Annotated in this window: 15 protein-coding genes and 2 pseudogenes; 6 read left to right on the forward strand and 11 right to left on the reverse strand. The window is 64.8% G+C overall.

Going from position 1 to position 20,173, the window contains the following annotated elements:
• Window positions 1–48: 48 nt before the first annotated feature.
• The 5 genes and pseudogenes from QIY50_24145 to QIY50_24165 all read right to left on the reverse strand — a co-directional run bounded on the left by QIY50_24145 (window position 49) and on the right by QIY50_24165 (window position 6,848).
• Window positions 49–3,129 carry an error-prone DNA polymerase gene (locus QIY50_24145; GenBank protein WGV20333.1) on the reverse strand — a complete coding sequence of 1,027 codons (3,081 nt, stop codon included), beginning with the start codon at window positions 3,127–3,129 and terminating at the stop codon, window positions 49–51.
• Window positions 3,126–4,545 (reverse strand): annotated as a pseudogene (locus QIY50_24150) (DNA polymerase Y family protein). The gene QIY50_24145 and the pseudogene QIY50_24150 overlap by 4 nt, the downstream one beginning before the upstream one ends.
• Before the next feature lie 6 nt (window positions 4,546–4,551).
• Window positions 4,552–5,172, reverse strand: coding sequence for a translesion DNA synthesis-associated protein ImuA (gene imuA / locus QIY50_24155; protein WGV20334.1), 621 nt, complete (start codon window positions 5,170–5,172; stop codon window positions 4,552–4,554).
• Complete coding sequence (lexA, locus tag QIY50_24160) at window positions 5,172–5,789, reverse strand: transcriptional repressor LexA (GenBank protein WGV20335.1); 618 nt, start codon at window positions 5,787–5,789, stop codon at window positions 5,172–5,174. The genes imuA and lexA overlap by 1 nt, the downstream gene beginning before the upstream one ends.
• A 144-nt stretch (window positions 5,790–5,933) precedes the next feature.
• A complete protein-coding gene (locus tag QIY50_24165) occupies window positions 5,934–6,848 on the reverse strand; it encodes a LysR family transcriptional regulator (protein WGV20336.1) in 915 nt (304 codons plus the stop codon).
• A gap of 140 nt (window positions 6,849–6,988) precedes the next feature.
• On the opposite strand from QIY50_24165, the gene QIY50_24170 reads away from it, so the two are divergent.
• Complete coding sequence (locus QIY50_24170) at window positions 6,989–7,384, forward strand: RidA family protein (protein ID WGV20337.1); 396 nt, start codon at window positions 6,989–6,991, stop codon at window positions 7,382–7,384.
• 31 nt (window positions 7,385–7,415) lie between these two features.
• Here QIY50_24170 and QIY50_24175 read toward each other — a convergent pair whose 3' ends face one another.
• Complete coding sequence (locus tag QIY50_24175) at window positions 7,416–8,024, reverse strand: LysE family translocator (GenBank protein ID WGV20338.1); 609 nt, start codon at window positions 8,022–8,024, stop codon at window positions 7,416–7,418.
• A 209-nt stretch (window positions 8,025–8,233) separates the two neighbouring features.
• On the opposite strand from QIY50_24175, the gene gcvA reads away from it, so the two are divergent.
• The 4 genes from gcvA (at window position 8,234) to QIY50_24195 (ending at window position 11,418) form a co-directional block, all read left to right on the forward strand.
• A complete protein-coding gene (gcvA, locus tag QIY50_24180; protein WGV20339.1) occupies window positions 8,234–9,133 on the forward strand; it encodes a transcriptional regulator GcvA in 900 nt (299 codons plus the stop codon).
• Window positions 9,134–9,363: 230 nt separating this feature from the next.
• On the forward strand, window positions 9,364–9,609 hold the full coding sequence (locus QIY50_24185; protein ID WGV20340.1) for a DUF2790 domain-containing protein: 246 nt from the start codon (window positions 9,364–9,366) through the stop codon (window positions 9,607–9,609).
• Between the two features lie 223 nt (window positions 9,610–9,832).
• Window positions 9,833–10,489, forward strand: a complete 657-nt coding sequence (locus tag QIY50_24190; GenBank protein WGV20341.1) for an HAD family phosphatase — start codon at window positions 9,833–9,835, stop codon at window positions 10,487–10,489.
• A 17-nt stretch (window positions 10,490–10,506) separates the two neighbouring features.
• Window positions 10,507–11,418 (forward strand): LysR family transcriptional regulator, encoded by a 912-nt coding sequence (locus QIY50_24195; protein ID WGV20342.1) that lies wholly within the window; start codon window positions 10,507–10,509, stop codon window positions 11,416–11,418.
• Between the two features lie 129 nt (window positions 11,419–11,547).
• Here the strand turns inward: QIY50_24195 and QIY50_24200 are convergent, their stop codons facing one another.
• From QIY50_24200 to QIY50_24220, 5 genes and pseudogenes are all read right to left on the reverse strand, one after another.
• The gene (locus tag QIY50_24200) at window positions 11,548–12,321 is read right to left on the reverse strand and encodes a helix-turn-helix domain-containing protein (protein ID WGV20343.1); all 774 of its coding nucleotides are present in this window, start codon (window positions 12,319–12,321) and stop codon (window positions 11,548–11,550) included.
• A 65-nt stretch (window positions 12,322–12,386) separates the two neighbouring features.
• On the reverse strand, window positions 12,387–13,841 hold the full coding sequence (locus QIY50_24205) for an amidase (GenBank protein WGV23110.1): 1,455 nt from the start codon (window positions 13,839–13,841) through the stop codon (window positions 12,387–12,389).
• Complete coding sequence (locus QIY50_24210; GenBank protein WGV20344.1) at window positions 13,841–15,151, reverse strand: citrate-proton symporter; 1,311 nt, start codon at window positions 15,149–15,151, stop codon at window positions 13,841–13,843. Before QIY50_24210 ends, QIY50_24205 begins: the two co-directional genes overlap by 1 nt.
• A gap of 82 nt (window positions 15,152–15,233) precedes the next feature.
• A pseudogene (locus tag QIY50_24215) lies at window positions 15,234–16,410 on the reverse strand (M20 aminoacylase family protein).
• Between the two features lie 166 nt (window positions 16,411–16,576).
• Window positions 16,577–17,389 (reverse strand): RHS repeat-associated core domain-containing protein, encoded by an 813-nt coding sequence (locus tag QIY50_24220; protein WGV20345.1) that lies wholly within the window; start codon window positions 17,387–17,389, stop codon window positions 16,577–16,579.
• Window positions 17,390–17,548: 159 nt separating this feature from the next.
• Between QIY50_24220 and QIY50_24225 the strand changes: the two genes are divergently transcribed.
• Window positions 17,549–20,065, forward strand: coding sequence for an excinuclease ABC subunit UvrA (locus QIY50_24225; GenBank protein ID WGV20346.1), 2,517 nt, complete (start codon window positions 17,549–17,551; stop codon window positions 20,063–20,065).
• The last annotated feature ends 108 nt before the right edge of the window (window positions 20,066–20,173 follow it).

Genomic DNA, 20,173 nt, shown 5'->3' on the forward strand with positions numbered 1-20,173 from the left:
CCCACAGAGACCGCGCAAAAATCATGATTTTGCTTGAGGTGCCGCGGGTTAATGGAAATCCCGGCTGCGCACGTCCAGCCCTTGCAACAGCGAGCTTACATCCTCCAGCCGCCGTGCTATCAGGTGGCGCACGCCATCCTCCTGCTCCAGCCGCCCGCTGACCTTGAGCAACTGCGCCCCCACCAGCGCCCGCCGCTGCCGTTCGGCAAGTTCCCGCCACACCACCACATTGACCATGCCGTGCTCGTCCTCCAGGGTGACGAAGGTCACGCCACTGGCGGTCTGGGGCCGCTGGCGGCCCACCACCAGCCCGGCCACGGCAATGTTGTCACCATGCCCGACACCCTGCAGCTCGCGCGAGCTGCGACAGCCCAGCGCCCGCAGGCGTGGGCGCAACAAGGTCAAGGGATGCGGCCCAAGCGTGGTACCCAGGGTCTGGTAATCGGCCATCAGGTCCTCGGCCACGCTGGGCACAGGCAGTGCAACGGTGCTTTCCGGCAAGGCATCCACGTCGGCGAACAAAGGCAGTTGCGGCTGCACCGCCGCCACCTGCCAGCGCGCCTGGTGCCGATCGCTGGCCAAGCCGCGCAGCGCGCCGGCATCGGCCAGGTGGGCGCGGGCACGCGCGTCGAGCCCGGCACGCAGGCACAGGTCTTCGACATCGCGCCATGGCCGCTGCGCCCGCGCCTGCGCCAGGCGCCTGGCATCGGCCTCGGCAAGACCACGCACCAGGCGCAAACCCATGCGAATGGCCAGGGCATCTCCAGGCTCCGGCTCGAGCGTGCAGTCCCAGTCACTGTGGCACACATCCACCGGCCTGACCTCGATACCCTGGCGCCGGGCCTCTTGCAGCAACTGGTCGGGGCTGTAGAAGCCCATGGGCCAGCTGTTGATCAGCGCACAGGTGAAAATTGCCGGTTCATGGCACTTGAGCCAGCTGCTGGCATAACACAACAAGGCAAAGCTGGCCGCGTGCGATTCCGGAAAACCATAACTGCCAAAGCCCTTGATCTGTTCGAAGATGCGCTCGGCAAACGCTAGGTCGTAACCATTGCGCAACATGCCCTGCACCAGCCGCTCGCGGTGCGGCTCCAGGCCACCGTGGCGCTTCCAGGCGGCCATGCTGCGGCGCAACTGGTCAGCCTCGCCAGGGGTGTAGTCGGCCGCGACCATCGCCAGTTCCATCACCTGCTCCTGGAACAGCGGCACGCCCAGGGTGCGCTCGAACACTGCCTTCAGTTGCGGCGAGGGGTACGTCACCGGTTCCTGCTTCAGGCGCCGGCGCAGGTAAGGGTGGACCATGTCGCCCTGGATCGGCCCGGGGCGGACGATGGCTACCTCGATGACCAGGTCGTAGAACGTTGCGGGCCGCAGCCGCGGCAGCATGGCCATTTGCGCGCGGGACTCGATCTGGAACACACCCATGGTCTCGGCACGGCTGATCATGGCGTAGGTGGCCGGGTCTTCGCCGGGGATCGTCGCCAGGGTCAGGTGACGGCCACGGTGGCGTTGCAGCAGGTCGAAGCAGCGGCGCAAGGCGCTGAGCATGCCCAGCGCCAGCACGTCGACCTTGAGCAGGCCGACCATGTCCAGGTCGTCCTTGTCCCACTGGATCACCGTGCGCTCCGGCATCGCGGCGTTTTCCACCGGTACCAGTTCGTCCAGGGGTTGCTGCGAGATGACGAAACCGCCCGGGTGCTGGGACAGGTGCCGCGGGAAGCCGATCAGTTCGCCGGCCAGCACCAGCACCCGGCGCAGCGAAGGGCTGCCAGCCTCGAAACCGGCCTCGGCCAGGCGCTGGTCATCGGGTATGCGATCGCTCCAGCGGCCACAGCATTTGGCCAGGGCGTCCACCTGGTCGGCGGGCAGCCCCAGCACCCGTGCCACATCCCGCACCGCACCGGCAGCATGGTAGGTGTTGACCACCGCCGTGAGCGCCGCCCGGTGCCGGCCGTAGCGACGGAATACATACTGGATCACCTCCTCGCGCCGGTCGTGCTCGAAGTCCACGTCAATGTCCGGTGGCTCGTTGCGCTCGCGCGACAGGAAACGCTCGAACAGCAGGTGGTGTTGCATGGGGTCGAGCTCGGTGATGCCTAGCACGAAGCACACCACCGAGTTGGCAGCCGACCCCCGCCCCTGGCACAGGATGCGCTGGCTACGGGCGAAGGCGACGATGTCATGCACCGTCAGGAAGTAGCTTTCGTAGCCCAGCTCCTCGATCAGCGCCAGCTCCTTGGCCAGCACCTCCCGCACCATGCTGCTCGGCCCTTCTGGCCAGCGCAACGGCAAACCCTGCTGGCACAATTCCCGCAACCAGCTTGCCGGGGTATGCCCCTGGGGCACCAGTTCGCATGGATACTGATATTTCAACTCGCTCAATTCGAACTGGCAGCGCGCTGCGATGGCCAGGGTCTCGGCCAGCAGGTCGGCGGGATAGAGTTCGCCCAGTTGCGCCTGGCTGCGCAGGTGCCGCTCGCCATTGGCAAACAGGAAGCGCCCGGCCTCGGCCACCAGGCAATGTTGGCGGATGGCAGTCATGCAATCCTGCAAGGCGCGGCGACCGCGCACGTGCATGTGCACGTCGCCACAGGCCACGGCGCGAATGCCGACCGTGGCCGCCAGGCCGCGCAAGCGTTCAAGGCGCAAGGTATCGTCACTGCCACGGTGCAGGTGCACGGCCAGCCACAGGCGCTCGCCGAACACGTTGCGCAGCCACTGCCCGGGGGCGGCATCGCCGCTGTCATCGGCTACCCACAAGGCCAGCAAGCCCTGATGGTGCTGCTGCAGGTCATCGCGAAACAGTTGGTACTCGCCCTTCTGCGCCCGTCGCCGGGCCCGGGTGATCAGCGCGCACAGGTTCTGGTAGCCGGCCAGGTCCTGCACCAGCAGCACCAGCCTGGGGCCGTCCTGCAACTGCACTTCACTGCCCACGATCAGCCGCAGCTGGTGTTCCTTCGCTGCTTGCCAGGCCCGGACAATGCCAGCCAGGGTGCATTCGTCGGTGATCGCCAGCGCCTGGTAGCCCTGTTCACGCGCGCGCCGGAACAGCTCGTCGGCGCTCGACGCGCCGCGCTGGAAACTGAAGTTGGACAGGCAATGCAGCTCGGCATAACCCGGGGTGCTCATGCGAACCAGCCCTGCAGCCACAACGGGCCGGCGTTGCTCAGGTCGCGGTAGGCCCAACCGCGCAGGCCATCACGGGTCTCGATGCGGTAATAGTCGCGGCGCACATCGCCGCCATCCCACCAGCCCGACTCGATACGTTCGGCATGGCCTTGCACGCGATAGCCGGCTTCGTCCAGTGCCACGGGGGCCGACAGTAGCCAGCCAGGGCGGCTGCCAGGGGCCACCGGCATGTTGCCCTGGGCCCCCTGCTCTAGCGCTTGCCAGGCACATTCGGGGCGATGATCGGCTGCCGCGCTCAGGCCCTTGACCGCCTCATCACCCAGGCGGGCACGCAGCCGTTCGCGCAATTGCTCCCAGGGTTGCGCCTGTTGCGCACGCGGATCGAACAACGCCTGGTGTTGCGGCACGAAGGGTGGCAGGTCCTCGGCGACCAGCCGCAGGTTGCGCACCGGTGCGGGAATGCGCAGCGGCTCAAGGCGCCCGCGCGCCAGTTCGAACAGCATCGCGGCATCGCGTTCGGCGGCCAGCAGGCCTACCTTCAGCACGGTATCCGGCCCTTCGGCGTGCTCCAGGTACAGGCAGAAACGCTGCACGCCACAGTCACGCCCTGCGAGGAACGCGGCAAGGTCGTTGAGCATGCGCCGCAGTGGGAACAGCAGGGCCTGGTGCGATTCGACATCGAAGTTCAGCTCCAGCCGGCTCTCGAACCGGTCCGGTGGCTGGTAGAAGCCCAGCCCCAGGTTGCGCAGGCCGAGCAGCTGGTCAAGGTGCAACTGCACCTCGGCCGGAAAGCGCCTGGCCAGGCTGTCACGGGGCAAGGCCAGTACCTGGCCCAACTGGCGCAGCCCCATGCGAACAAAGGCTTCGGCAGGCCTGCGCAGGCAAGCCGATACGCTCGATGGGCATGCCCAGCAGCGCCGCACGGGTGGCGTCGGCATCGCTTACGGCCAGGCCATCGTGGCCGTTGGCGAGCATGCGCGCCGCCACCGGGTTGCTGGCCAGCACGATGCGTTGGCGCAAGCCCAGTTCCGCCAGTTCCTGGCGCAGGCGTGCCTCGAACAGCGGCCACGGGCCGAACAGTTGCAGGCTGGAGCCCACCTCCAGCAACAGCGCCCGTGGGTAGTGCAGGCTGACTTGGGCACTGAAGCGGTAGGCCCAGGCCGCCAGCAACTGCTGCACCTGGTCGATGCGCCTGGGGTCGGCTTCGACACAGCTGAAGCCATCGGCCAGCGCACGCGCCGCCGTCAGGGTCTGCCCGGCCCGCAGGCCGAGCGCGGCCGCCGCCGGGTTGACCGCCTGAAGTACGCGTCGCTGGGTCGGCCCGCCAAGCAGCACCAGAGGGGTATCGGGGTCGTCACGCTCACGCAGGACCGTGTCCAGCGCCAGCTGGGGGAACAGGATGCAGGCCCAGAGCATGTTGCATCAGCCCCGCCCCGGGCAGGCGATGGGCAGCGCCGGTGGCATGCCGCCACGGCTTTTCAGCACGCGCCATTGTGCCGGGCGGGTGTCGACGGCAATGCGCAGCGCTGCGGGTGAGGGGTTGTGCGCCGCCTGTTGCGGCCGGCAGGCGAAGGCCAGCGCCTGGCCGGTTTCGGCAGCCACCTGCAAGCGCCGCAGGGCACGGTCATCGGCACGTTCCGGCCAGCACAGCACTGCCGCACAGCTGCCGGAGCGTAAGCACTGCTCGGCGGCCCACAGGGCATCGGCAGGTTCGGCGTCCACGTGCACCAGCCAGCGAAGGTCCACCCCCGCGGCCTGCCAGGCCGGGGCATAAGGAATGAATGGCGGTGCCACCAGCACGATCCGGCTGGCTTCAGCGCTCAAGCGGGCCAGGGTTGGCCACAGCAGCTGCAATTCGCCACACCCTGGGCTGGCCAGCAACAGTTCGCTGAGGGCAGCCGCAGGCCAGCCGCCTTCCGGCAGGCATTGATCAAGGGCCGCATGCCCTGTGGGCTGCAGGCCGAGCGGCCGCGCCTGGGCCTGCCGGCCGCGCCATACCCGGCGCTGGTCGAGCAGCCTGTCGAGGTCGACCACCGCGCCCATCAGTCACGCCTCAGCAAGCCGCAGAACACGCCTTCGATGAAGAACTCCTGTTCAGGCCGCACATCGATGGGCGCATAGGCCGGGTTGCGTGGCAGCAGCCGATAACCGCCGCCCTGGCGCTGCAGGCGCTTGATGGTCACCTCGCCGTCCAGGCGCGCGACCACGATCTGGCCATCGCGGGCGTCGGCCTGCTGGAGGATGCCGACCAGGTCGCCGTCGAAAATGCCGTCGTCGATCATCGAGTCGCCACGCACCTTCAGCAGGTAGTCGGGGGTACGGCGGAACAGGCTGGGGTCGAGCAGCAACTGCTCGTGAATGTCGAGGTCCGGGCCGATGGGGGCCCCTGCCGCCACCTGGCCCAGCACCGGCACTTCGAGGATTTCCGGGCGGCGCAGCCGTTCGGCCAGGCGTATGCCCCGCGCCTGGTTCGGCGTGACGTCGATGTAGCCGGCCTGGCACAGGGCGGTGATGTGCTTGCGCGCGACACTACGCGAGGCAAAACCGAAGCGCGTGGCGATATCGGCCAGGCTCGGCGGCTGGCCGTGATCGGCAATGCGCTCACGGATGAACTCGAAGATGGCGCGGCGTTTTGGGGTTAGATTGTCCATGGAGCACATTTGTACTCTTTTCGGGGCACGCTGAACAGCCCCCTTCGTCGACGGCTTGGCGGCTACGATCAATTGCGTCAGGTTGCCTGGACTGATACTCCGGGGAAAAGGCAGAAGCTTCTGGATAGCGAAACGGGTTTACTTACCCCTGTGTCACCCAGCCACAGGCGCATGCTCGGCAAACAACTCGATCATCCAGTCGATAAATACCCGCACCTTGGCGCTGACGTGGCGATTCGGTGGGAATGCCAGATACATCGGCATTGGCGCCATCTGCCAGTCTTCAAACAGCGGCAGCAGCTCGCCGCTGGCCAGGTGAGGTTTGGCCATGTACTGCGGTAGCCAGATTATCCCCAGGCCAGCCAGGCCGGCGGCAAGGTACGCATTGCCGTCGTCTACCATCAGCTGCGAGCGGCCCTGGGCCTCCACGCGCTCCTCGCCCCGCTGCATCGCGTAGGGCAAGGCTTTGCCCGTACGAAACCAGAGAAAGCCGACGGTGTTGTGGCCGCTCTCCCCTAGCTCACGGGGGTGCACCGGCGTACCGAAGCGCTGCAAATAGCCGGGTGCGGCATAGATGCCGAGTTTCAGATCGCCCACATGCCTTGCCACCAGGGATTGATCGGTGATCTCGCCGCCACGCACCACGCAGTCGACGTTTTCACCAATGATGTCGACGATACGATCGCTCACGCCCACGGTCAGCTGAATTTCCGGATAACGTGCAAAGAACCCTGGCAAGGCTGGTATGAGCAGCATTCGCGCCAGTGGGCTGGGGACATCCACTCGCAGCCGCCCGCGCGGTGACATCGAGGCGCTGGACAAGCTGGTCTCGGCATCGTCCATGTCGACCAGTAGCCGGACGACGCGTTCGTAGTAGGCCGCACCGTCGGCGGTGACATTGACCTTGCGTGTGGTGCGGTTGAGCAGGCGCACTCGCAGCCTCGCTTCCAGTTGCTGAACGAGCTGCGTCACGGTGGTCTTGCTCATGTGCAGTGTGGCTGCCGCCTTGGTGAAGCTGCCAGTTTCCACCACACGGACAAATGCCTGCATTGCATCGAAACGGTCCATTACACGTCTCGCTCGCCCCTGGATTGTCTGGATTATACAAACAGTCATGGCCAGCACTGCCCGTTTATTCAGCTCGGTGGCCTTTTTATAGTGGCTTCACCGTAAACACCGGGCCGCCCGGGCCCCGAACGAGGTATGCAATGTCCAGCAAACGTGATGTGGTTTTCCCGCCTGAGCGCCATGCATTGTATGAGCTCCACCGCTACTCGCCGGCGATTCGCTCCAACGGTTTTCTGTTCGTATCCGGTCAGGTCGGTAGCCGCAAGGACGGCTCGGCAGAGCCGGACCTCGCGGCGCAGGTTCGCACGGCCTTCGCCAACCTCAACGCGATCCTGGCCGAAGCCGGCAGTACTTTCGAGGATGTGGTTGACACGACCATCTTCATGGTCGACCCCGACTCGAAATTCGAAACCATCTGGGGGGTAGCGGCCGAATATTGGGGTGAGGCGCCCTATCCAACGGTGACCGCCATCGGCGTGACCTGGCTGTCGGGCTTCGACTTCGAGATCAAGGTGATCGCAAAATTACCGCAATGATGCTGAAGGCTATATAGCTGGTGGCAGAAGTTCATTTACTGGCCGATGCCATCAGAACACCAAAACAGAAGAAGGTGATGCCGGAGAGTTTGCCGACAATTCGCCCACCGCGGTCGCTCGACAACCAGCCCCTCGCGCTATTGGCCATCAGCGCATACCCAGTGTGTACCAGCAAGACCAGCAACGCGTAGGATGTAACCAGCAAGAAGAATTGACGGTAGTAGTTGTCCTGCGCACTGATGAACTGTGGAAACACCGCCAGGAAGAAGAATCCAGCCTTGGGATTCAGCAGCTGGATCGACAACGCTTCGACCAAGCGCCGCCAGGGTTGCGTGGCAGTCACGGTAAACTCCGGGATGAAACGCTGGGTACGCCACATCTTCACCCCCAGGTACAACAGGTACAACGCGCCGGCGTACTTGAGCACGGTGAACGCCGTTGCCGAGGTCGCCAGGACCAACCCCACGCTGCTGGCCGAGAGCCCGGCGACGATGAAAGCGCCCAAGGCGATGCCAAAGATCCCCGGCAGCGCTCCGCTCCAGCCGTGACGCAGGGCATTGGAGAGAGTCAGCACCACCCCGGGACCGGGGCTTAACACAGTGAAAGTCGCGAGGACAAGGAACAATCCATAACTAGCCATGCAAAATGCCTCCTGGCATCGAACTGAAGAGCGTCAGGGCTGCCAACGGCACCCGAGGATCAATGCCGCATGCAGCAAAGTCCGATCAGCGAAGCGGATGCTTGTTGCGCACATGGACGAAGACCAGAACAGAGCGGCGTCAGAGTGGCGTGAAACACCATCGCTTACAAACGCTTTATTTGCGCCCCTGATGTGACAAAATTAGACACATGAGCAGAGACCTCCCCCCCTTGAATGCCCTCCGGGCCTTTGCCTCGGCTGCGCGTCACCAGAGCTTCAGCCGTGCCGCCGAGGAGCTGCATGTCACCCACAGTGCTGTCAGCCGCCATATACGCCTGCTCGAAGAGCACCTTGGCGTAATGTTGTTCGAACGCCGAAGTCGGCAGTCGGTACTTACCCCGAGTGGCCAGACTTACTATGAACAGATCAGCCTGGGCCTGGCGCAGATCGCCAACGCCACCCAGGCCCTGACCCGAAGCAGTGCATCGAGCAAGGTGATCATCAATGTCCGCCCGTCCTTTGCCGTGCGCTGGCTGATCCCTCGGTTACCGGATTTCATGACGCAGTTTCCGGAGATTCAGCCCGAGATCTCGACCAGCACCCTGGCCCCCGACCCATCGCGTGAGGCCTTCGATTTGGTAGTGCGCCGTGGCAGCGCCGGCTGGGCGGCCAACCTTGAACCGAGCATGCTGTTCGAGGACGAGCTGCTGCTGGTTGCCGCGCCTTCTCTTCTGGAGGCAATACCGGTTCAGGCGCCGTCGGATGTGCTGCACCATACCCTGCTCTCGGGCAGGACACGCAGTGGGGATTGGCAGGCCTGGTGCAAGCTGGCCGGTATCAGTCAGGCAAGACAACGGCCAGCGCTGCAGTTCGATCACATGCACCTGGTGCTGCAAGCTGCCGTCGACGGCCTTGGCCTGGCGCTGTGCCCGACCACGCTGCTGGGCAAGGATCTTGCCACCGGCCGACTGCACACCCCGCTGCCTCATCTACGACTGCCCCTGACTCGCTATTACTATGGGGTGTCGAAAGATGCGGTCGCCGAGACCCAGGTATTTATCGACTGGATGCGCTCGCAGCTCCAGCATGACACCTGTGCACATCCTTGATCAGCGCCCGCTGCCAAGACGTGTGCCAGCGCAGACTGCCCCCAGATCACCTCGGATTGACATCCCGTTCGTAAGCGGAATCAACGACCAGCCATGACTGGTTTCCGATGCAGCGCTCCAATAGACCAGATAGTGGAAATATATTTTGCGCACTAATTATTAGCGCGCATTATCAGGCCCAGGCAGCAAGCATTCGCTGATCCCACTACCCAAGCTAACGGAGAATGATCATGACCTTCATCAAAGCAATCGCCATCGCCACCCTGACCTTCGGCAGCAGCGTCGTCGCCTTCGCCGAGACCGCCTCTCCGTACCAGTACGGCATGAACCTGGACATCGCCCAAGTGATCGCGGTGGAAGCCTCGAGCCACGCCAACGGCCAAGCAGACACCGCCACCCTCACCTACCGTGACAGCGACGGCAAGGTGCAGAAAATAAGCTACCTGCGCCCAGCCACCTACGCCAACCAGAACTGATGACCAAACCTCGAAGGCCGGAGCGCGACAACGGCCGGTTACTCAGTTGGCTTTCCAGCTTTGGCAGTTGCTGACTCGATGCGCAGGCGCCAATCCCGAGCTCGAGCACAGCCCTGCCAAGGCTGCCGTACTCCAGTACACTCAGGACAGTGGAGTTCACGTAACTCCAAAGGCGAAGAGTCTCCCTTCTGGCCTGCCCACGATTTCTGGACCTGGATACCCAATGCTGACTGCCCTGCTTTTCGACCTCGACGGAACCCTCACCGACACTGACACCTTGCACCTGCAGGCCTTCCGCCAACTGCTGCGCGAGCATGACGGCCGCGAGCTGAGCCAGGCGCAGTTCGATACCCAGGTCAGCGGCCGTGCCAATGGTGAACTGTTCGCCGAGCTGTTTGCCGGTGCCAGTGCCGAACAGTGCCGGGTGCTGGCTGACCGCAAGGAAGCGCTGTTCCGCGACATGGCGCCGTCTCTGGAGCCGATGCCGGGCCTTTTGCGCCTGTTGGAACATGCCCGGGCCCGAGACATCGGCATGTGCGTAGTGACCAACGCGCCGCGGCTGAACGCCGAGCACATGTTGAATGCCATGGGCCTGGGCCAGCGCTTTGAACATGTGCTGGTGGCCGAGGAACTGGCACGGGCCAAGCCGGACCCGTTGCCCTACCTGACCGGGTTGCAACGGCTGGGTGCCGAGGCCGGGCAGGCACTGGCCTTCGAGGATTCGCTGCCGGGGGTGGCGGCAGCGCGTGGCGCGGGGATTTTTACCGTGGGCGTGGCCACTACGCAGGCGCCGGAGCGGTTGCTGGCGGCGGGGGCCGGGTTGGTGATCGATGATTTCAACGAGCCGGCGTTGTGGGCGTTGATCGGATCCATGCAATGAGCATACGGGGCCAACCCATGCTGATCGACGAAGAACTGACCCTCAAGAAGCTGGAAACCTTCCTCGCCTTCATGCGCACCGGCAACCTCGGCCGCGCCGCCGCCGAGCTGGCCACCAGCGCCGTCAGCGTGCACCGCGCCATCCACTCGCTGGAAAGCGCACTGCGCTGCCCGCTGTTCAAGCACGAAGGCCGCCAGCTGATCCCGCTGGAAAGCGCCTACGTGCTGGAAAAGAAAGCCCGCCAGCTGATCCTGGACGCCGAGCAGATGGTCCGTCAGACCCGCGAGGCCGCCGGTTTCTACGCCGAGCGCTTCCGCCTGGGCGCGCTCTACTCGCTGACGGTGAAAACCGTGCCCAAGCTGGTCATGGGCCTGAAGCTGCGCCGCAGCGAACTCAACATCGACCTGACCCTGGGTTCCAACGTCGACCTGCTGCAGCGTCTGAAGAACCACGAGCTGGAGGCCATCCTCGTGTCGCTCGACGAAAGCATCAGCGACCCGGCCTGCGAGCAGCTGCCGCTGTTCTCCGACGACATCTTCCTCGCCGTGCCCATCGATTCACCCTTCGCCGAGAAGGCCGAGGTGGACCTGGCCGACCTGGCCGACTCCACCTTCATCACCCTGACCCAGGGCTTTGCCACCCACCGTGATGGTGCACGGGTGTTCCAGCAAGCCGGCTTCGAACCCAAGGTGGCCATGCAGGTGAACGATATCTTCACCCTGCTGAGCATGGTCAGCTCGGGCGTGGGCTTTGCTCTGCTGCCCGGGCGTATCGCGGCGGTGTACGAAAACCGGGTCCGGTTGATTGCCCTGAAGCCGCAATATCGCCTGCAGCAGCATATCGGCGTGGTGTTCCTCAAGGCGCGGGAGCGTGAGCCGAACCTGCTGGCGTTGCTGGCGGAGTGCCGCATGTACAGCCTGGAGCGCTGAATTTTGTTGTTTGCTGCACTCGCCTCTTCGCGGGCTTGCCCGCTCCCACAGGTACCGAGCATGTCTCAGGCAATGCACCATTCCCTGTGGGAGCGGGCAAGCCCGCGAAGAGGCCAGTACAAGTCCCCGCTAAACCACCAGGGCCCGCTGCACCTCGCCCACCGTGCTAGCCAGGCTGTTCAGGTGCAGGTTCAACACCCGCTCCACCGGCGCCTGATCCAGCGGCCAGTGCAAGGCAATGCTCCCGGCCAGACGCCCTTCGGCATGCACCGGCAGGGCAATCGCGCGGATAAGGAACGGCAAACGCACCGGGTACTCCCAGTGCCCTTCGGTTCGCTGGCCGAATCCCTTGCTCGCGTCCTCCTCGATATCGCGCAGTACCGTCTCGTCGCCCACCCGCTCATGGGCCGCCAGACGCTGCACTTCATCGACCGCCAGCTCACCCAGGCATGCCCGCCCCATCGCCGAGTGGAACAGGCTGGCATGGTGCCCGACGATCTGACAGGTGTGCGGGTAGCGCTTGCGCAATACCTGGGGAATGGCGCTCTCCATCACCTCCAGCCGCTCGCCATCGAAACACGACAGGTCAGCCACCAACCCGGTGCGCTCGCTCAACGCCAGCAACATGGGCGCTGCGCTTTCCACCAGGCGCCGCTTGAAACGCAGTTGGCGATCTCCGAACAGGCGCCGCGCGCACAGCCGGTAACGCCGGTCGCTGAGGCCGCGGTAAACCCAGCCCTGCTCCTGCAAGGTGGCGAGCATGCGCGATACCGTGGCCTTGGGCAGCGCCGTCAGGTAATGCAGTTCTTCCAGGCCCAGCGCCTGGTGTTCTCCCAGCAGGTCGACAATGGCCAGCGCCCGCTCCACCGAACGCACGCCGCCACTGTCTGCCGTGATGCCCATGAGTGTGACCTCCTTGTAGCCGGATGGTCAGGATAGCCAGCAAGATCCGCGCCTGCCCAGCAGTTTCATGGCACTTGCAGCCTCCGGGGTGGGCGCCGCGCTACCCAGCGGGTGAGTTGTTCATGGGCATGGGCCAGCTGCAACACGGCATGGTCGGCCTGGGCCGGGCCGATGATCTGCAGGCCCATCGGCAACCCGGCAGCATTGAAACCGACCGGTACGCTGATGCTCGGCAAACCGGCCAGGGTCGGCCCTATCACCACTTCCATCCAGCGGTGGTAGGTGTCCATCGTCCGCCCCCCGACCACCGTTGGCCAAGGTTGCCGTGCATCGAACGGGAACACCTGGGCCGAGGGCAGCAGCAGAAAATCGTAACGCTCGAACAGCTTGCCCAGCGCACGGTACCAGTCGCTGCGGGCCACTGAAGCCTGGTACACCACCGTAGCACCCAGTTGCAGGCCACCCTCCACTTCCCACTGTGCCTCGGGCTTGAGCAGCGCGCGCCTGCCCGGGTCGGCATAGGCCGCGCCGAGGTTGCCGTGCACCAGGAAGTGGCGGTGGGTCAGCCAGCATTGCCACAAACGCGCCAGGTCGAACGCCGGCTGGCAGGCCTCGACCCGGCAACCCAGTTCCGCGATGTCCGCCAGGGCCGCTTCGCACAGGCTCAGTACTCCGTCATCCATCGCCAGGTAGCCATCGTAGTCGCCCAGCCAGCCAACCCGCACGCCTCGGAAATCGCGCTGCAACCCGGCGGCAAAATCACATCGGCCCTCGCCCAGTGACAACGGTGCCCGCGCATCGAAGCCCGCCTGGATCGACAACAGCCGCGCCACATCCACCACGCTGCGGCCCATCGGCCCCTCGGTGGCCAACTGCTGTACGAACAGTTCCGGCGCCGGACCATGGGGCACCCGGCCCTGCGACGGGCGCAGGCCATACACGTTGTTGAACGCCGCCGGGTTGCGCAGCGAGCCCATCATGTCGCTGCCGTCGGCAACCGGCAGCAGGCGCATGGCCAGCGCTGCCGCCGCTCCGCCGCTGCTGCCCCCGGCCACCTTGCCCGGGTCGTAGGCATTGGTGGTGGTACCGAACAGGGTGTTGTAGGTCTGCGAGCCGAGGCCGAATTCCGGCACATTGCTCTTGCCCACGATCAGCGCTCCACTAGCCCTTACCCGCGCCACGCTGATCGCGTCCTGCTCGGGCACCTGCTCGGCGAACAGCGGCGAACCCAGGGTGGTGCGCAGCCCGGCAGTGGCAGCCAGGTCCTTGATCGCCTGGGGCATGCCATGCATCCAGCCGCGCGAATGGCCGCGGGCCAGCTCGCGGTCACGCTCATCGGCCTCGGCCAGCAGTACCTCGGCCGGGCGCAGCGACACCAGCGCATTGACCTGCGGGTTGAAGCGTTCGATATGCGCCAGATAGGCCTGCATCACCTCCCGGCACGACATCTGGCGGGCATGGATGGCCCTGGACAATGCCTCGGCATCGAGGGCAACGATGGGGTCGATGGCTAGCGGCATCACGGTTTCACTCCAAGGTTGAAAGCGGCAGGCTTGCCCGCGCGTGGGGCTTCTTTCAGGCAATAGGTACCCAGCAGTGTCAGCAGGCAGGCAAACAGCACGTAGAACGACGGCGCCACCGGGGTACCGAGCACCTTGCTCAGCCAGGTGACGATCAACGGGGCGAAGCCGCCGAACACCATCACCGCTACGTTATAGGCCACCGATACACCGGTAGAACGCACCTCGACCGGGAACTGCTCGGCCAGGGCCGTGGGCGCCGGCCCGAAGAAGCCACCGATGGCGGTGCACAGCAGCAGTTGCATCACCAGCAGGCGCTCCAGCGACGGCGCGGCAGCCACCCACACATACAACGGATAGACCATGACGAAGAACGCCAGGGTGAAGGCCATCAGCACCGGTCGCCGCCCCAGCCGGTCAGACAATGCACCGGACAGTGGAATCACCACCGTCATCAGCCCCACGGCAAGCATCTGCACCAGCAGCACCTGGTCCAGCGGCAACCCCAGGTTCTTGTGGGCGAAGGTCGGCATGTTCACCAGCACCACGTAGAACGACACCGTCGCTCCACAGGCCAGGCCCATCGATACCAACAGGCTGCGCCGATGCTCACGCAGCACCTGCCACAGGCTGGGCGACTGGCCCTTGGCCTGGCGTCGCGCCTCGATGAACTCCTCGGGTTCTTCCATGTGCTTGCGAATCCACAACCCCACCGGGCCGATCAGCAGGCCGAGCACGAACGGGATACGCCAGCCCCAGCTGTCCAGCGCCGCAGGCGTGCACAAGTGGGTGACCAAGGCCACCATCGCCGCCCCGGAGAACACCGCCAGGCACTGCCCCACCAGCTGCCAAGAGCCATACAGGCCCTTGCGGTGGGCCGGCGCGCTTTCCACCAGGAAGGCCGTGGCGCTGGCGTACTCGCCACCGGTGGCAAAACCTTGCAGCATGCGCGCCACCACGATCAGCATCGGCGCGGCCATGCCGATGGCCAGGTAGTCGGGGGCAAAGGCGATCATGGCAATGGACACGGTCATCAGCCGGATGATCATCTGCATCGCTGCCTTGCGGCCTTTGCGGTCGGAATACATGCCCAGCAGCACGCCGCCCACCGGGCGCATGAAAAAGCCGACGCCGAAGGTGGCCAGGGCCATCAGCAGCGAGGCGTATTCGTCGTCGGAGGGGAAGAACTGGCGGGCGATGATGCTGGCCAGAAAACCGTACACGATAAAGTCATACCACTCCAGGGCGTTGCCGATGACGGCGGCGACCACTTGCCGGGTACGTGACACGCCGGTGCTCGAAGTCTGCATAGAAAACACTCCACACAATGATTGGGTGATCGCCCAGGCGCGGTCGCGCCCGGGTTCCAGCGGCAGTCGTCAAAAGAAAAGGTCAGGCAGGCGCGAGCCAGCGCTCTGCCAGCGCGCCCCAGTAGGCGGCGCCGGTTAGCAGGATGTCGTCGTTGAAGTCGTAGGCAGGGTTGTGCACCATCGGCCGCGCTACACCGTTGCCGATGAACAGGTAGGCGCCCGGGCAGCGTTGCAGCATCCAGGCGAAGTCTTCGCTGCCCATCAGCTTGCGGGTATTGCCATCCACGGCCTCGGCACCGAGCAACTCCACCCCCACCTGCCGGGCGAAGGTGTTTTCCGCGGCGTGCGTTGACCAACACCGGGTAGGCCGGGCGGTGTTCAATGGTAGCGCGGCAGCCAAAGCTCTCGGCCTGGCTGACGATAATGGCCCGCACCCGCTCCAGGGTCTGCGCCCGGACCTCGGCGTTCAGCGCACGCAGGCTCAGGCGCAGCAGCGCCTGCTGCGGGATCACGTTGGCGGCTTCGCCGGCCTGCAAGGCGCCGACGGTGACCACGGCCGCCTCCTGCGCATCGATATTGCGCGCCACCACGGTTTGCAGCGCCATCACCACACTGGCCGCCGCCACCAGCGGGTCGACGGTCAGGTGCGGCATCGAGCCATGGCCGCCAACCCCGTCCAGGGTCACCGTGAGCAGGTCTTGCGAGGCCATCATCGGCCCCTCGCGAAAGCCCAGGTGCCCTGCCGGCAGCCCGGGCATGTTGTGCATGCCGAACAGTGCATCGCAAGGGAAGCGCTCCAGCAGGCCATCGGCCAGCATCGCCTCGGCGCCGCCCTGACCTTCCTCGGCCGGCTGGAAGATCAGCGTCAGCGTGCCATCGAACTGCCGGGTCGCCGCCAGATAGCGCGCGGCGCCCAGCAGCATGGTGGTATGCCCGTCATGGCCGCAGGCGTGCATGCAGCCCTGGTGCTGGCTGCTGTAGACGACACCGGTGGCCTCGTGGATGGGCAGCGCGTCCATGTCGGCGCGCAGGCCCAGGCGGCGTGAGCTGCTGCCGTTGCGCAGTACGCCGACCACACCGGTCTTGCCGATACCTGTATGCACCTCGTAGCCCCATGCTTCGAGCAGACGGGCGACCAGCGCCGAAGTGCGGCTTTCTTCGAAACCCAGTTCCGGGTGAGCGTGGATATCGTGACGGATTGCATGCAGGTCGCTGGCCACATCGTTCAGCCAGGCCAGGATGTGCTGATGTCGGGACATGTAGAGTCTCCTCGCGCGGGTGGTTTCCCGTTCTTGTTGTTCGCCTTGAGGTCACGACAGGTGAGGCAGGTCGTGCTTGGCTGACAGATAAACGCGAGGAGCGATGAAGCACAATCGAATCTGGTTTCGCACGGTGGAACCGAAACGTGGGTTGCCAGGGTGACCGTCACACTTTTTCAGCCATGCGCACTAACAATACTTTTTCCGGCAGGGGTTCGAGGATGGCCGACTCCTGGCCACGTAGTCGATTCCATCCGGTAACTTCTTTAACGGACTCTACTGCCAGTCTGCGCAGTGGCAGCCTGTGCAAGCGGGCTTCCCGATAGGTCGACCTGACATCGCCATACAACTGCCGCAACTTGCCCACCCCCGCGACAGACGCCGCCCCCAACCCAAATGCCGTAAATGCTTCACTGGCTAATGAGGCAGTGGGAAATGCATAGGCCATCACCACGCCGGGCACTTTAGTCAGGGTACTGAACAAGCCACCGTTAAAGATCATCGCATTGTTGGTTCGGCTCGAGGCATCGAATTCTTTGGGCACTGGCAGGCCCTTGGCTTTGGCGACCGAGCGTTTGACAATTGTCCTGGAGGCTTTGTTAAGTGCCGACAGCATGCCCACCGATCCCCATACAAGCCCTGTTGACTGCCCGATGATGCGCGTGGGTGAATGGCCGTCACGGTCCACATTGTTTATCGGGTCGCCCTTGCAATAGGCATAGGCATTAAGCCCTCCCCGACCAAACGGGCTGAATATGTCCGGGCGATGGAAGCGCATCAACACGGTGTCATACGTACGCTTGCCATTGCCCAACAGGTAACAGCGCGGCAATGATGCTCCTGGCTCTCCGGCAAAGGCCAACAAGAGGCCGGTCTGGATTACCCGATAGCCATAGGGTGTATAGGGTTTTATTGGGATATTGTTACCCGCCTGGATTGATGACTGCTGATCAGTTGCCAGTAATGTCGAAGTTTGCATGATTACAAGTTCCTGTTGTTCGTGTTCGCCAAACCACACTAACTACAAGCACCTATCTCGATAACTCGCAGATTTGCTAAGGGGAAACATTGCCACGCACGAGCGCTGCAATTGCTGTTACCTTGGGCGCACTGTTCAGCTACAGCCAAGGACTGCGTCATGCCCCCACGCCAAACCACCCCAAGCGGCTTCGTTCGTGTGCGGGGCGCCCGCGAGCACAACCTGAAGAACATCGATGTCGATATCCCCCGTGACGCACTTGTGGTGTTCACCGGCGTGTCCGGCTCGGGCAAGTCCTCGCTAGCCTTCTCCACCCTCTACGCCGAAGCCCAGCGCCGCTACTTCGAATCGGTCGCGCCCTATGCCCGGCGCCTGATCGACCAGGTTGGCGTGCCGGATGTGGATGCCATCGAGGGCCTGCCGCCAGCGGTGGCGCTGCAGCAGCAACGCGGCACGCCGAGTGCACGTTCCTCGGTGGGCAGCGTGACCACTCTGTCCAGCTCGATCCGCATGCTTTACTCCCGCGCCGGCCACTACCCGGCCGGCCAGGCAATGCTGTATGCCGAGGATTTCTCGCCCAACACGCCCCAGGGCGCCTGCCCGGAATGCCATGGCATGGGCCGGGTCTACGAAGTGAACGAAGCGACCATGGTCCCCGACCCGTCGCTGACCATCCGCGAGCGCGCTGTGGCAGCCTGGCCCATGGCCTGGCAGGGGCAGAACCTGCGCGACATCCTGGTGACGCTAGGCTACGACGTCGATATCCCCTGGCGCGACCTGCCACAGGCGCAGCGCGACTGGATCCTGTTTACCGAAGAAACCCCCACTGCGCCGGTGTATGCCGGGCTGACCCCGGCGCAGACCCGCGCCGCCCTCAAGCGCAAGCAGGAGCCCAGCTACCAGGGCACGTTCATGGGTGCCCGGCGTTACGTGCTGCACACCTTCATGCACTCGCAAAGCGCCCAGATGCGCAAGCGCGTCGCCCGGTTCATGCGCCCCAGCCCCTGCCCGCTGTGTCACGGCAAGCGCCTGAAGCGCGAGGCGCTGGGTGTGACCTTCGCCGGCCTGGATATCGCCGAGCTGTCGCACCTGTCGCTGCAGGCGCTGGCCGGGGTATTGCGCAAGGTGGCGGCAGCGGACTACCTGGCCCAACAGCAGGACGACCTGACTCTGGAAAAGCGCCTGGCGGCGCAACGCATCGCCAATGAACTGCTCGAACGCATCGATACCCTGCTGGACCTGGGTCTGGGCTACCTGGCCCTGGAGCGCAGCACACCGACCCTGTCCTCTGGCGAGCTACAGCGCCTGCGCCTGGCCACCCAGCTGAACTCGCAACTGTTCGGCGTGATCTACGTGCTCGACGAGCCGTCGGCAGGCTTGCACCCGGCCGACAGCGAAGCCCTGTTCGAAGCGCTGCTGCGCCTGAAGCGGGCTGGCAACTCGGTGTATGTGGTGGAGCACGACCTGGACACCATGCGCCGCGCCGACTGGCTGGTTGATGTAGGGCCTGCAGCTGGCGAGCATGGCGGCACCATCCTCTACAGCGGGCCCCCCAAAGGCCTGGCCCAGGTCGAGCAGTCGAGTACCCGGGCCTACCTGTTCAGTGCAGCGGCACAGACCACCCGCACACCACGCCAGGCCCACGACTGGCTGAAGCTCGAAGGCATCTGCCGCAACAACCTGAACAACCTCAGTGCAGAATTCCCGCTGGGCTGCTTTACCGCCGTCACCGGTATTTCCGGCTCGGGCAAGTCGAGCCTAGTCAGCCAGGCCCTGCTGGAGCTGGTGGGTACGCACCTGGGCCATGCCGAGCAGCGCAACGAGCCCGAAGAGCAGAGCCTGGAAGATGAACCCGAACAGGCCAGCAGCGGGCATGTGAGCGCGGGCCTTGGCAGCATCAGGCGCTTGGTGCAGGTCGACCAGAAGCCGATCGGCCGTACACCACGCTCCAACCTGGCCACCTACACCGGCCTGTTCGACCATGTGCGCAAGCTGTTCGCCGCCACCGAGCAGGCCAAGGCAAAAGGCTTCGATGCCGGGCGTTTTTCCTTCAACGTTGCCAAGGGCCGCTGTGAAAACTGCGAGGGCGAAGGCTTCGTCAGCGTCGAGTTGCTGTTCATGCCCAGCGTCTATGCGCCCTGCCCGACCTGCCATGGCGCCCGTTACAACCCGGACACCCTGGCGGTGAGCTGGCAAGGCATGAACATTGCCGAAGTGCTGCAATTGACGGTTGACCAGGCCCTGCAGGTATTCGCCGAACAGCCAGCAGCGCGGCGCTGCCTGCAGGTGCTGCAGGACATCGGCCTGGGCTATCTGCGCCTGGGCCAGCCGGCCACCGAACTGTCTGGCGGCGAGGCGCAGCGCATCAAGCTGGCCACCGAGCTGCAACGCATGGCCCGCGGGGCGACGTTGTATGTACTGGACGAGCCTACCAACGGTTTGCACCCGCAGGACATCGACCGGCTGCTGGTCCAGCTCAACCGCCTGGTCGATGGCGGGCACAGCGTGGTGGTGGTCGAGCATGACATGCGGGTGGTGGCGCAGAGCGACTGGGTGATCGACATCGGGCCGGGGGCCGGGGATGCCGGGGGGCAGGTAGTGGTCTGCGGGACGCCGCAGGTGGTGGCCAGGTGTGCTGAAAGCCGCACTGCGGCGTTTCTGGCCAAAGCCTTGTAGCGCCTGCACCGGCCTCTTCGCGGGCTTGCCCGCTCCCACAGGTTCACCACAGTCTTGCAAGCTGTGCAGTACCTGTGGGAGCGGGCAAGCCCGCGAAGAGGCCGGCAC

The organism is Pseudomonas putida, assembly GCA_029953615.1.
In the GTDB taxonomy this organism is placed as follows: domain Bacteria; phylum Pseudomonadota; class Gammaproteobacteria; order Pseudomonadales; family Pseudomonadaceae; genus Aquipseudomonas.

Excerpts from the sequence above, each read along its gene's own strand:
- QIY50_24145 (WGV20333.1), bottom strand. The coding sequence starts at position 3,129 with ATGAGCACCCCGGGTTATGCCGAGCTGCATTGCCTGTCCAACTTCAGT.
- imuA (WGV20334.1), bottom strand. The coding sequence starts at position 5,172 with ATGGGCGCGGTGGTCGACCTCGACAGGCTGCTCGACCAGCGCCGGGTA.
- lexA (WGV20335.1), bottom strand. The coding sequence starts at position 5,789 with ATGTGCTCCATGGACAATCTAACCCCAAAACGCCGCGCCATCTTCGAG.
- QIY50_24165 (WGV20336.1), bottom strand. The coding sequence starts at position 6,848 with ATGGACCGTTTCGATGCAATGCAGGCATTTGTCCGTGTGGTGGAAACT.
- QIY50_24170 (WGV20337.1), top strand. The coding sequence starts at position 6,989 with ATGTCCAGCAAACGTGATGTGGTTTTCCCGCCTGAGCGCCATGCATTG.
- QIY50_24175 (WGV20338.1), bottom strand. The coding sequence starts at position 8,024 with ATGGCTAGTTATGGATTGTTCCTTGTCCTCGCGACTTTCACTGTGTTA.
- gcvA (WGV20339.1), top strand. The coding sequence starts at position 8,234 with ATGAGCAGAGACCTCCCCCCCTTGAATGCCCTCCGGGCCTTTGCCTCG.
- QIY50_24185 (WGV20340.1), top strand. The coding sequence starts at position 9,364 with ATGACCTTCATCAAAGCAATCGCCATCGCCACCCTGACCTTCGGCAGC.
- QIY50_24190 (WGV20341.1), top strand. The coding sequence starts at position 9,833 with ATGCTGACTGCCCTGCTTTTCGACCTCGACGGAACCCTCACCGACACT.
- QIY50_24195 (WGV20342.1), top strand. The coding sequence starts at position 10,507 with ATGCTGATCGACGAAGAACTGACCCTCAAGAAGCTGGAAACCTTCCTC.
- QIY50_24200 (WGV20343.1), bottom strand. The coding sequence starts at position 12,321 with ATGGGCATCACGGCAGACAGTGGCGGCGTGCGTTCGGTGGAGCGGGCG.
- QIY50_24205 (WGV23110.1), bottom strand. The coding sequence starts at position 13,841 with ATGCCGCTAGCCATCGACCCCATCGTTGCCCTCGATGCCGAGGCATTG.
- QIY50_24210 (WGV20344.1), bottom strand. The coding sequence starts at position 15,151 with ATGCAGACTTCGAGCACCGGCGTGTCACGTACCCGGCAAGTGGTCGCC.
- QIY50_24220 (WGV20345.1), bottom strand. The coding sequence starts at position 17,389 with ATGCAAACTTCGACATTACTGGCAACTGATCAGCAGTCATCAATCCAG.
- QIY50_24225 (WGV20346.1), top strand. The coding sequence starts at position 17,549 with ATGCCCCCACGCCAAACCACCCCAAGCGGCTTCGTTCGTGTGCGGGGC.